This is a genomic window from Nocardioides sp. NPDC057577, assembly GCF_042801335.1.
Lineage (GTDB): Bacteria > Actinomycetota > Actinomycetes > Propionibacteriales > Nocardioidaceae > Nocardioides.
In genome coordinates this window covers 1-12,381 of record NZ_JBHVGB010000038.1, presented here as the reverse complement: position 1 = coordinate 12,381, position 12,381 = coordinate 1, and the positions used below count along the sequence as shown (strand labels likewise).

The following is a 12,381-nucleotide window of genomic DNA, read 5'->3' as shown; positions in this document are numbered from 1 at the left end:
GTCACTCCTCGTCTGCGGCCTCGGTGGTGGCCTCAGCAGGAGCCTCCTCGGAAGGAGCCTCCTCCTCGAGCACCGGGGCGAGCGAGAGCTTGCCGCGGTCGTCGATCTCGGCGATCTCGACCTGGATCTTCTGGCCGACCTCGACGACGTCCTCGACCGACTCCACCCGCTTGCCGCCGTTGAGGGCGCGCAGCTTGGTGATGTGGAGCAGGCCGTCCTTGCCCGGGAGCAGGGCGACGAAGGCGCCGAAGTTGGTCGTCTTCACGACCGTGCCGAGGTAGCGCTCGCCGACCTCGGGCATGGTCGGGTTGGCGATCGCGTTGACCGCCGCACGGGCGGCCTCGGCGGCGCTGCCGTCGGTCGCACCGATGAGCACCGTGCCGTCGTCCTCGATGGAGATCTGGGCGCCGGTGTCCTCCTGGATCTGGTTGATCACCTTGCCCTTCGGGCCGATGACCTCGCCGATCTTGTCCACGGGGACCTTCACGGTGATGATCCGCGGAGCGGTCGGCGCCATCTCCTCGACGCCGCCGATGGCCTCGTGCATGACGTCCAGGATGGTCGTACGCGCGTCCCGGGCCTGGTTGAGGGCCTGGGCGAGGACCTCGGCCGGGATGCCGTCGAGCTTGGTGTCGAGCTGCAGCGCGGTCACGAACTCCGCGGTGCCGGCGACCTTGAAGTCCATGTCGCCGAAGGCGTCCTCGGCACCGAGGATGTCGGTGAGCGCGACGTACTTCGTCTCGCCGTCGATCTCACCGGAGATCAGACCCATCGCGATGCCGGCGACCGGGGCCTTCAGCGGGACACCGGCGTTGAGCAGCGACATCGTCGAGGCGCAGACCGAGCCCATCGAGGTGGAGCCGTTGGAGCCCATCGCCTCGGAGAGCTGGCGGATCGCGTAGGGGAACTCCTCGCGGCTCGGGAGCACCGGCAGGAGCGCGCGACGGGCGAGCGCACCGTGGCCGACCTCGCGACGCTTGGGCGAGCCGACGCGGCCGGTCTCACCGGTGGAGAACGGCGGGAAGACGTACTTGTGCATGTAGCGACGGTGCTTCTCCGGGGAGAGCGTGTCGAGCTGCTGCTCCATCTTGAGCATGTCGAGGGTGGTGACACCCAGGATCTGGGTCTCGCCGCGCTCGAAGAGCGCCGAGCCGTGGACCCGCGGGATCACGCCGACCTCGGAGTGCAGCGGACGGATGTCGGCGAGACCACGACCGTCGATGCGGACCTGGTCGCGCAGGACCTGGGTGCGGATGGCCTGCTTGGTGATGGCCTTGAACGCCGCACCGATCTCGCCCTCGCGGCCCTCGAACTGGTCGCCGAGCTTCTCCAGCAGGGCGGTCTTGATCTTGTCGCCCTCTTCGTCGCGCTCCTGCTTGGTCAGGACGCGCTCGCGCGAGCCCTTGACGCTGTAGAGGTCGGTGACGTCGGCGCCGACGATGGCCTCGACGGCCTCGTAGACGTCGTCCTGGTAGTCCAGGAAGACCGGGTAGTCCTGGACCGGCTTGGCGGCCTGCTTGGCCAGCTCGGCCTGGGCCTCGACCAGCTGCTTGATGAACGGCTTGGCGGCGTCCAGGCCACCGGCCACGATCGGCTCGGTCGGCGCCTGGGCACCGGACTGGACCATGTCCCAGGTCTTCTCGGTGGACTCGGCCTCGACCATCATGATGGCGACGTCGCCGGTCTCGGTGACGCGGCCCGCGACGACCATGTCGAAGACGGCGTTCTCGAGCTGGCTGTGGCTCGGGAAGGCGACCCACTGGCCCTCGATCAGGGCGACGCGCACGCCGCCGACCGGGCCGGAGAACGGCAGGCCGGAGAGCTGGGTGGACATCGACGCGGCGTTGATCGCGAGCACGTCGTAGGGCTGGTCGGGGTCGAGCGCCATGACGGTGATGACGACCTGGACCTCGTTGCGCAGACCCTTCTTGAAGGTCGGGCGCAGCGGGCGGTCGATCAGGCGGCAGGTGAGGATCGCGTCCTCGCCCGGGCGGCCCTCGGAGCGGAAGAACGAGCCGGGGATCTTGCCCGCGGCGTACATCCGCTCCTCGACGTCGATGGTGAGCGGGAAGAAGTCGAAGTGGTCCTTCGGCTGCTTGGAGGCGGTGGTCGCCGAGAGCAGCATCGTCTCGTCGTCGAGGTAGGCGGTCACGGAACCCGCGGCCTGCCGGGCGAGCAGCCCGGTCTCGAACTTGACGGTGCGGGTGCCGAACTTGCCGTTGTCGATGGTCGTCTCGACGGCAGTGATGACTGGTTCAGTCAAGGATTCGTCCTTGTCTAGGTCTCGGAGCGCCCCCGCGCCGGGCGTGTGCACTCGTTGTGCACGGGGCCGGTCTTCGATCGAGACCCTCAGGTCCGCGATGGACCTGGGAATCACTACCGAGGACCGAGCCGGACGGGCGGGCCGCTCCTGGTGATGTGTTCCATTTTCCGAGTGCCCGCGCGGCTGGCGCTAGCACTCATCGCTCAGCCTATCCGTCCCCCGCCCGAAATGCGGAACGGAGGCACGCGCGCGCCTCCGCGACGACTTCACACGACGGTGACGGGGTGGCGTACGACGGCGTCGAAGAGGTAGCCACCGGGGTTGTGGGCGGCGACGTCGGGCTGGGTGCGTCCGGCCCGGTCGGTGGCCCGGACGAGGATCTCGTACGCCCCCGGCTCGGGGTTGCGCCAGGTGTGGTCCCACTGCGCCCAGCCGAGGCCGTGACCGCCGGTGGGGCGGCCCGGCGCGTGCTGGATCGCGCGCGCCCACGTCGCTCCCCCGTCGGTGCTGATCTCGACACGCGCGATCGGCGCGGCGCCGGACCAGGAGCGGCCGCTCAGCACGATCCGGTCGCCGGCCGGGATCTCGGCGTTCCACTCCAGCTCGAGGGCGGAGCGGACCGGGTTGACGGTGAGCGGGCCGTCGACGTTGTACCACTTCGTGTCCCACGGCGAGGTCAGCACGCTCGTGGACACCTCCAGCGAGCCGAGCCACTTGATGCTCGCGATGCCGATCCAGCCGGGCAGCAGCAGCCGCAGCGGGAAGCCGTGGTCGGGCAGCAGGGCCTCACCGTTGGCGCCCCAGACGAGCAGGGCGTCGTCGTAGGCCTTCTCGATCGAGAAGGGGCGCCGCACCCGGCCGTAGTCGACCTCCTTGTCGACGTAGTTCGCGTCGAGCCCGGTCGCCTGCACCGAGACCGCGTCCTGGCGGATGCCTACGGCGGTGAGGACGTCCTTGAGGCGTACGCCCTTCCAGCGGACCGCGCCCACCGCGCCGAGCGTCCACCTGGTGCCGCTGACCTCCTGGCCCTGCTGGGTGCTGAAGAAGCTGCGGCCGTTGCCGGTGCACTCGTGCACCGAGGTCGTCTCGACGTGCCGGAAGGCCTTGAGGTCCTCGAGGGTCAGCCTGACACCGGCGGGGTCACGCAGCCCGTCGCCGAAGATCTCCAGCTCGTACGTCTCCGGGTCGATCCGCGGGGTCGCGGTGTGGTTGCGCACGAACAGGTCGGCCTGAGGGGTCAGGTAGCGACGCGGGTCGACCGAGTCCCAGCGGGTCTCGGCGTTGGTGCCGTAGTCGATGAACCGCTCGGCGGGTAGCGGCTTGAGGATCGCGGGAGCACCCGCCACGGCACCGGCCGTCACCGAGTCAGTGACCTGCGTGGTGCCCACCGCTGCGGCCCCGAGCGCCGCGGTGGTCAGGAAGGTGCGTCGGTTCAGACCTGGGGACGTCATGCGCGGATATTAACATGACCAACTTACTGTTGTTTAGGCTTCGCCAGTCGGCTCGGCCACCAGATCCGGTCGCCGGCATCGAGATTGATGGCGGTGACCAGGATCGACCGGACGATCATCGTGTCGAGCATGACCCCCAGCGCCACGGTCACCCCGATCTCGGCCAGGAAGACCATCGGCAGCGAACCGAGCACCAGGAACGTCGCGGCGAGCACGACGCCCGCCGACGTGATCACGCCTCCGGTCGAGGTCAGCGCGACGAGCGACCCTGCCCAGGTGCCGCGGACCTGCGCCTCCTCACGCACCCTGGTCATCAGGAAGATGTTGTAGTCGATGCCCAGCGCGACCAGGAACACGAAGGCGAACAGCGGGAACGCCGGGTCGGTGCCGGCGAAGCCGAAGACGAACTCGAAGATCAGCACCGAGATGCCGAGTGCCGCCCCGAACGACAGGATCACCGTGCCGAGCAGGATCAACGGGGCGACCACGGCCCGCAGGAGCACCATCAGCACCAGCAGCACGACCAGCAGGACGATCGGGATGATCACCAGATTGTCGCGCTGACTGGCCTCGAGGGTGTCGAACATCATCGCCGAGGTGCCGGTGACCAGGGCGGCGGATCCGTCCACCTCGCCCACCGCCGAGCGCGCGTCGGCCACGATGTCGTACGCCTGGGGCGAGGTCACGTCCGCGTCCACCACCGCCGCGATCGCGACGACGCCGTCCTGCGGAGGGCCGAGCGGGAAGCTCACCGACTCCCCCGCCGGGGTCTGGACGGGCACCAGACCGTCGACGCCGCCGAGCACCTGCTGCACCTGCTCCTGCGACTCCGCGTCGGCGACCACGAGCAGCTGGTTGGACTGGTCGGCCATGTCGTGGTCGATCAGCACCTGCTGGCCGGTGATCGAGTCGAACTCCTTGGTGTAGGTCTCGTCCGAGGCCAGTCCGTTCGCGTCGAGCCGCAGCAGGCCGAGGCAGGCGAGGAGCAGCAGGCCCGTCGTCACCACCCAGACCCTGCGCGGCCGGACCGAGACCATCCGGCCGACCTTCGCCCACAGGCCGGTCTCGGTCGGCTCCGCCGATCCGTACGCCGGCCGCTGCGGCCAGAAGACCCACCGGCCGCAGATCACCAGCAGGGCGGGCAGCAGGGTGACCATCACCAGGTAGGTCACCCCGATCCCGACGGCGACGACCGGTCCCATCCCGGCGGTCGAGTTCATCTCCGCGAAGGTCAGGCAGAGCATCGCCAGGATCACGGTCACGGCACTGGCGAGGATCGCCGGAGCGGCACGGTGCAGGGCATGCGCCATCGCGTCGTGACGGTCCTCGAAGTTGCGCAGCTCCTCGCGGTAGCGGGAGACCAGCAGCAGGGCGTAGTCGGTGCCGGCACCGATCGCCAGAATGCTCAAGATGGCCTGGCTCTGGCCGTTGACGGTCAGCCCTGCCTCCTTCGCCAGGAAGTAGACCATGCCCATCGCCACGCCCAGGCCGACCACCACCGAGACGATCGGGAAGAGCCAGAGCACCGGGCTGCGATAGACGAACAGCAAGATGACCACGACCACCGCGAGCGCGGCCAGCAGCAGCGTCGTGTCGATGCCGCCGAACGCCTCCGCCGCGTCGGCCGCGGAGCCACCCTGGCCGGTGACGTGCAGTCGTACGCCGTCGTGGTCGGCGATCCCGCGGACCTGGTCGACGAGGTCGGGCATCTTGTTCCAGCCGTCCGAGCCGAGGTCGAAGGTCACCGTGACCTGGGCGACCTCGCCGTCCTCCGACAACAACGGTGGCTCGATCTCTCCCTCGACCCCGTCGAGCGTGCCGAGCTCGGCGATGTCACCCGAGGCGATCGCGGCGAGGTCGGCTCCGGTGGTGGTGGACGAGGTGTAGACGAGGGTGGTGGGTATCGCGTTGGGGTTCTGGAAGGGGCTCATCTTGTCGAACCCGCGGGTCGACTCCGCCGACGCCGGCAGCCAGGAGCTGGCCTCGTTGTTCTGCACCTCGGTCAGCTTCCCGGCGAAACCGCCGAGCGCGACCACGGCGAGCAGCCAGAACACCACGACGACGTACTTCGTCCTGGGCCCGGTCAGCTTGCCTGCGATCTGTCGATGCACGGTCTCTACACTGCGCCTGATTCACCCGAGAACGACCAGGAATGCCCACTGTGGCCCAACCTTCCCTAAAACAGGCGAACGGGCCGCCCCCACAGGGGGCGGCCCGCTGCCACGAAGATCAAGAGATCAACGACGAAGGCCGAGCTTCTCGATGATCGAGCGGTAGCGCGCGATGTCCTTCTTCTGAAGGTAGTTGAGAAGGCGGCGGCGCTGGCCGACGAGCAGCAGCAGACCACGACGGCTGTGGTGGTCGTGCTTGTGCTCCTTGAGGTGGTCGGTCAGGTGGGAGATGCGGTGCGACAGCAGCGCGATCTGCACCTCCGGCGAACCGGTGTCACCCTCGGTCGTGGCGTACTCGGCGATGATCTTCTTCTTGGTCTCCGCGTCAGTTCCAACTGCCATGCGAAGGCTCCCTTCCGGCCCGTGGGCCTACTCGTTGCGCGGCGCGCCCGGGCCTGTTCACCGGGGCACTCTTGGTCCGCGGCCGATTTCACGGCTTGAGCCGCCGACCCCCATGGGTCGACAACCCGAGAAGATTAACAGCGAGCCGGCGTACGCCCCGAATCGCCGCCGGATCAGGTCACGACCACGAGCCGCGCCACCAGCCGGCGCAACCTCCACCACAGCTTCATCGTTCTCCCCCTCGACTCTTCCGCCACTGGGTTCGACGCTGGGGAGCCGGGTTCGGTTGCATCGGTCAGCTCATGGCTTCTCAGCAGCGCTCGGCGAGGCGCTCGGCGAGGCGCTCGGCGCGCTCGTCGTGATCCCGGGAAGCGACGCCTTCGGTACGGTCGCCAGCGGCGGCTCCTGGATCGCCGGCGCGTCCCCGCTCCCGTCCGCGAACGCGTTCGGATCGAGCGCGGTGTCGGGCTGGACCCGGCTGGGCAGCGGGAAGACGTTGTAGAGCTGCGCGGCACCGTTGGACCACGGGTAGAGGATCCGCGGCTGCAGCGGCTCGCCGGTCATCTCGTCGGTGCAGACGACCTCGGCCATGTCGGACTCGGCACCCGTGAGCGCCGGGAGCGGGGCGGCGGTCGTCGAGGTGCAGTCGGGCTGGGTGACCACGTCGATCGGCTTGCCCTCCTGGTCGAAGAGCTGGACGCCGGTCAGCGGCTTGCCCGAGGCGTCGTAAGGGTAGATGTTGCTGACCCACCTCCCGCCGGAGTAGACCCCCGCCTGCTCGTCGATCGGCGCGCCGTAGCCGCCGCCGGCACCGGCCTCGCTGTAGCCGTCGCTCCAGCCGCGGTCGTAGTCGGTGCTGCCGCCACCCCCGCTCGCCCAGGTCATGAAGAGCACGAACGCGGCGAACGTGTTCAGGCCCAGGAGCACGACCCGTGCGCCGGTCCCCCGCTCGCCACCGGGCCAGAGGCGACCGGCACCGATGAACATGCTGACCGCCACCGCGACGATGAGGAGCAGCACGGCCGGGGCGCTCGACATGCCCCACCCGAACATCGCCGAGACCAGCCAGGCCGCGGCCCAGGCACGCACGATCCACCACAGCGGCCGCAGCCAGGCGACCACAGGACCCAGGTCCGTACGCAACAGCTCACCGACCTTGACGACCGCCGCGTCGAAGCGGTCGTGGCCGGCGTCCAGGAGCCCGTCGACCCGCTCCGCGAGCCCCCGAGGCGCCTTCACGCCCACGGGGATGCCCGCCGCCGCCCGCAGCTCCTTGGCGTACTCGACCGGGTCCCCGAGCGCATCGGGGCCGCGCTCCTCGACCAGCTCGGTGAAGTCGGCCTCGAGCCCGTCGGTGATGTCGCTGAGCACCTCCGGGTCGAGGTCGTCGAGCTCGCGGCGTACGCGAGCCAGGAAGAGCCGCACCTCCGGCGCGACGTTCGCCTCAGCGTCTGTGGTCGTCATGCGCGTGCCCCTTGCAAGATCTCGGTGACGGTGGTGGAGAAGTGGGACCAGTCCTCGCTCTGCTGCTTGAGCTGGCCTTGCCCGGCAGGTGTGATGCCGTAGTACTTGCGGTGCGGACCCGACTCCGACGGGACGACGTAGGAGGTCAGGGCGCCGGCGGCGTACAGCCGCCTCAGGGTGCCGTAGACCGACGCGTCGCCGACGTCCGTGAGCCCGCTGTCGCGGAGCTTGCGGACGATGTCATAGCCGTACGCGTCCTCGCCGTCGACGACGGCCAGGACGGTCAGGTCGAGCACCCCTTTGAGCAGCTGGGTGGTATCCATGCTTCGCACACTACTACGCAGTGCGCACTACTTGCCAGAGCATTGCACCGCGCGCCGCCGAGGAGCTCAGCGACGCCGGGAGCGCGACACCCTAGGAGCGGCCGCGGACGTCGCGGACGAAGTCCTTCCAGGCGGCCGTGTCGCCGGCCGGGCCCTGGCCACGCGCCGGCCCGGTGAAGGTGCGCACCTGGACCGGCTGGGTGGGCTGGCTGGTGGACACGCGGGCGAGGCTGGTCTGCGCGGTCGGCACCGCGACGCTCGTACGCAGCTGCTGGCCGTAACCGCCGGGCGCTCCCCCGGTGCCACCGCCGGGGCCGCTTCCGGAGATCAGCGAGGACATCGGCGTGTACTCCTCCACCTCGTCGCTCTTGCCGGGGATCGCCAGCCAGATCAGCGCGATCAGGAGCCCGGTCGCCCACCCGTAGGTCAGCCCGTACGCAGCGCCCAGCTCGAGCGCATCACCGAGCGTGGCCACGAACAGGTCGGAGCCGCCGGTGAGGTAGGAGTAGAGACTCCCGGCGACCTGCCCGGCGGCGGTCGCGACGGTCGCGGCGAACCAGCACCCGAGGAACACCGGCCAGAACGCCCGCGGCCAGATGCCGATGGTGCTGAGCCAGGTCAGCAGCCAGGTGAGCACGAAGACGGTCCCGGTGAGGACGGCCGAGCGGCCCAGGTCGTCACCGGAGAAGAGCCCGCTGAAGGAGCCGTCGCCGAAGTAGGTGAGCCGGTCGCCGAGCAGCGCGGCCACCCAGCCGGCCGATTCGCTGCCGTTCTCCTCGATCCACGTCGAGAACGGAGTGGAGCCGGAGAGGAACTGCAGGGCCCAGAGACCACCGGTGACCAGGACCGCGTTGAGGAACGCCGGGATGCCGCCGCGGGGGCGCTCTGCCTCGACCTCGGTCTCGTAGGCGGACGTTGGGGTGGAGTGGGGATCCATAGCCAACAATTCAACCGCACCTCGACCCCGCTGAACAGGCCGCGGGGTCTACGGCTCGGTAAGACCTTGTTGAAGGATGGCGCGTGCGCGCACCACGTCGGCATGCATCTGCTCGACGAGCGCGTCGATACCCTCGAAGGCGACCATGCCGCGCAGCCGCTCCACGAAGGCGACCTCGACCTCGACGCCGTAGAGCTCGAGGTCGTCGCGGTCGAGCACGTAGGACTCGACCCGGCGCCCGACCACGCCCTCGAAGGTGGGGTTGGTGCCGACCGAGATGGCGGCGGGGAACCGCTCACCGGTGTCGCGCCGGGTCAGCCAGCCCGCGTAGATGCCGTCGGGCGGCACCGCGGTCAGCGAGTCGGTGGGCACGTTGGCCGTCGGGAAGCCGAGCTCGCGGCCACGCTGGTCGCCCTTCACGACGACGCCACGCACCGAGTAGGGACGGCCCAGGGCCTCAGCGGCGCCGGTGACGTCACCGGTCGCCAGACACGTACGGATGTAGGTCGAGGACCACACCTGGGGTCCGCCGTCGAGCGGGATCCCCTCGGCGGAGAAGTCGTGGATCTTGCCGTAGGCGACCAGGTCGGCCACGTCGCCGGCGGCCTTGCAGCCGTAGCGGAAGTTGGCGCCGACCACGCATGCCTCGGCGTGCAGCGCGTCGACGAGCACTCGCTGGGCGAAGTCGTCGGGTGACCAGTTGGCCATCTCCATGTCGAACGGCAGCGCGAGCACGGCGTCGGCGCCCGCCCCGAGCAGCAGCTCGGCGCGCTCCTCCATCGTGGTCAGCACACCAGGGGCGTGCTCGGGCCGCAGCACCGCCATCGGGTGCGGGTCGAACGTGACCGCCACGAGCGTGAGCTCCTTGGCGTCCGCGACCTCGCGCCCCCGGCTGATCACGTGCTGGTGTCCGAGATGGACGCCATCGAAGTTGCCGACGACGACACACGTACGCCCCAGGCCGGCCGGCACCTCACTCAGACTTCGCCACAACACGGCCACAGAATATCGGGGGGTGCTCACTCGGACGTGACCTGGGCCGTCTGTCGGGCACGGAGCGTGAGATAGACAGCGCGCATTCCCACGGCTCGCTCGATCTCGCGCAGCACCGTCCCGAAGAACTGCTCGCGGTAGGTCTCGTCCGTGACGGTCGAGACGGTGAGGTAGAGCGAGGAGAACCCGGCGAGGAACAGCGCGACCTTGACCAGCTCGGTCGACACGTTCGGCAGCCAGGACAGGTTGTGCAGCCTCTGCTGACCGGTCCAGCCCAGCTGGACGATGTCGGTCATCACGATCGCGCCGAAGAGGAGGAAGAACGCGAAGACGGCGACCGCGATCAGCACGACCTGGGTGGCCTGGATGACGAGCAGCGCGAGCACCAGGTTCCAGCGCTCGAAACCAGTCACCTGGGCGAGCTCCGCGGGGTCGGCGCCGCGGCCCTCCCGGGCGTCCTCGACGAGCTCCGCACAGGCGCCTTCCAAGGGCGTACCCCGGCATGTGCGCGTCAGGAAGGCGGCATCCACGTCGTCGTCGATCCGGTCCACCTCCTCGGGCAGCCGGACCAGCAGGAACGCGGCCGCCGACCCGGCGAACAGCAGCGTGACCAGCCACAACGCACCCAGATCGAGGTTGGCCGACATCTCCCAGACCTCGGCGTTGATGAACAGGAACGTCATGAACAGCAGCAGCAGCGGCAGGGCTCGCAGGGCCATCGGCAGCAGCCTGGTCAGCGACCCGAACGTACGCCCCATCGCCCACACCAGGATCGGCCGGAACCGCATCGCGGTCAGCGCATACCACCCCGCCGCGGCCCCGCCCAGAGTGAGCAGCAGCGCCGGCGCCGCCCCGAGGTCGCCGGTGGCCCAGGCCAGCGCCACCCCGGCCGCGAGGGCGACGACCACGACCACCACACCCACCAGGACCGTACGCCGCGGCCGCATCGCCGCTCTCACGGCGACGCGCTCCTCCGGAACGAAGTAGGTCAGGCCGTTGTGACGGAACCAGGAGTCAGTGAGCCGAAGCGCCTCGGCAGATCCGTTCTGCTTCACAAGCGCATCATCCTCGCAGGCTTTGCCGTAGTCGTTCGGTCACCCGACGAAGACCGCGCTCGCCTTCGCGGTCGTGGCGCCGACCGGCTCGTAGAGCGCCAGGAACTCCCCTTCAGGGGCGAACACGGCGGTGAGACCGTCCAGGGCCAGCGTCAGCTTGCGGCCGAAGCGTACGTCCTGGGCCTGCTCCGCGGAGAGGTCGACCGAGGGAAACGCGGCCCTGGCGGCATCGGCCAGCGGCAGGACCGCGAACTCGTCGGTCAGCTCCTCGAGCGTCTTCGCCACCTCGAGGTCGTAGGGCCCGACCGCCGTGCGGCGCAGCATGGTCAGGTGACCGCCGACCTCGAGCGCCGCACCGACGTCGCGGGCGATCGCTCGGATGTAGGTGCCCGAGGAGCAACGGACGGAGATGTCGATATCGACCACGTCTCCCTCGCGCCGGAGCTCGCCGACGGTGAGCTCGTGCACCGTGACGGGCCGCGCCTTCAGCTCGACCTGCTCCCCGTCTCGTACGCGCTGGTGGGCACGCTTCCCGTCGACCTTGATCGCCGAGACCGCGGTCGGCACCTGCAGGATGTCGCCGACCTGGGTGGCGAAGGCGCTGCGTACGCGCTCCTCCTCGATGCCCGCGGCCGAGCGGGTCTCCACGACGTCGCCCTCGGCGTCATCCGTGGTCGTCGAGACGCCCAGCCGCACCGTCGCCGAATAGGCCTTCTCGGTCAGCATCAGGTGGCCGAGCAGCCGGGTGGCGCGCTCGATCCCCAGCACCAGTACGCCGGTGGCCATCGGGTCCAGGGTGCCGGCATGCCCGACCTTGCGGGTGCCGGCCAAGCGCCGAACGCGCGCGACGACGTCGTGGGAAGTGACCCCGGCGGGCTTGTCGACGATGACGAGACCAGAAGGAGCAGTCACTCCTCGTCGTCCTCGTCCCAGTCGTCCTCGGCCTCGCGAGGCTTCTTGTAAGGATCGGCCTCGCCGGCGTAGCTCTCCCCGCGAGCGGCGGCGACCGCGTCGTCCTGCGCCTTGGCGCGCGCGAGCACGTCGTCGAGGTGGCGGGCGGTCTCCGGCAGCGCGTCGTGGATGAACTCCAGCGTCGGCGCGGTGCGGGTGCCGAGCTGCTTGGCGACCTCGGAGCGGATCAGCCCCTTGGCCGACTCCAGCGCGGCCGCCGTGCCGGCCAGCTCGGCCTCCGAGTCGGCGCCCAGCACCGTGTAGAAAATCGTCGCCTGCTGGCTGTCGCCGGTCACGCGCACATCGGTGACGGTGACGAACCCGATCCGCGGATCCTTGATCCGCCTCTCCAGCATCTGGGCGACGATCACCTTGATTCGGTCAGCGATCCGGCGAACCCGTGGGCTACTCATGTTCACACTCTCTCAAAT

Annotated in this window: 11 protein-coding genes; all 11 read right to left on the bottom strand. The window is 69.6% G+C overall.

What is annotated here, in order from left to right; translation table 11 throughout:
• Position 1: 1 nt before the first annotated feature.
• Entirely contained in the window at positions 2-2,263 is a 2,262-nt protein-coding gene (locus ACFU7D_RS10555; protein WP_378866677.1) for a polyribonucleotide nucleotidyltransferase, read from the bottom strand.
• A gap of 266 nt (positions 2,264-2,529) precedes the next feature.
• Entirely contained in the window at positions 2,530-3,714 is a 1,185-nt protein-coding gene (locus ACFU7D_RS10550; protein WP_378866674.1) for a molybdopterin-dependent oxidoreductase, read from the bottom strand.
• Positions 3,715-3,737: 23 nt separating this feature from the next.
• Entirely contained in the window at positions 3,738-5,825 is a 2,088-nt protein-coding gene (locus tag ACFU7D_RS10545; protein ID WP_378866667.1) for an MMPL family transporter, read from the bottom strand.
• Positions 5,826-5,951: 126 nt separating this feature from the next.
• Positions 5,952-6,227: a 30S ribosomal protein S15 gene (gene rpsO / locus ACFU7D_RS10540; protein ID WP_378729743.1), complete on the bottom strand. Its 276-nt coding sequence runs from the start codon at positions 6,225-6,227 to the stop codon at positions 5,952-5,954.
• A 300-nt stretch (positions 6,228-6,527) separates the two neighbouring features.
• Entirely contained in the window at positions 6,528-7,691 is a 1,164-nt protein-coding gene (locus ACFU7D_RS10535; RefSeq protein WP_378866663.1) for a hypothetical protein, read from the bottom strand.
• The gene (locus ACFU7D_RS10530) at positions 7,688-8,014 is read right to left on the bottom strand and encodes a PadR family transcriptional regulator (RefSeq protein WP_176884102.1); all 327 of its coding nucleotides are present in this window, start codon (positions 8,012-8,014) and stop codon (positions 7,688-7,690) included. Before ACFU7D_RS10530 ends, ACFU7D_RS10535 begins: the two co-directional genes overlap by 4 nt.
• A gap of 91 nt (positions 8,015-8,105) precedes the next feature.
• Complete coding sequence (locus tag ACFU7D_RS10525; RefSeq protein WP_378729747.1) at positions 8,106-8,951, bottom strand: hypothetical protein; 846 nt, start codon at positions 8,949-8,951, stop codon at positions 8,106-8,108.
• Positions 8,952-8,999: 48 nt separating this feature from the next.
• A complete protein-coding gene (locus ACFU7D_RS10520; protein ID WP_378729749.1) occupies positions 9,000-9,947 on the bottom strand; it encodes a bifunctional riboflavin kinase/FAD synthetase in 948 nt (315 codons plus the stop codon).
• Between the two features lie 23 nt (positions 9,948-9,970).
• Positions 9,971-10,999, bottom strand: coding sequence for a hypothetical protein (locus tag ACFU7D_RS10515; protein ID WP_378866658.1), 1,029 nt, complete (start codon positions 10,997-10,999; stop codon positions 9,971-9,973).
• A gap of 39 nt (positions 11,000-11,038) precedes the next feature.
• Entirely contained in the window at positions 11,039-11,911 is an 873-nt protein-coding gene (gene truB, locus ACFU7D_RS10510) for a tRNA pseudouridine(55) synthase TruB (protein WP_378866655.1), read from the bottom strand.
• Positions 11,908-12,363, bottom strand: a complete 456-nt coding sequence (gene rbfA / locus ACFU7D_RS10505; RefSeq protein WP_378729755.1) for a 30S ribosome-binding factor RbfA — start codon at positions 12,361-12,363, stop codon at positions 11,908-11,910. Before rbfA ends, truB begins: the two co-directional genes overlap by 4 nt.
• Between the last annotated feature and the right edge of the window lie 18 nt (positions 12,364-12,381).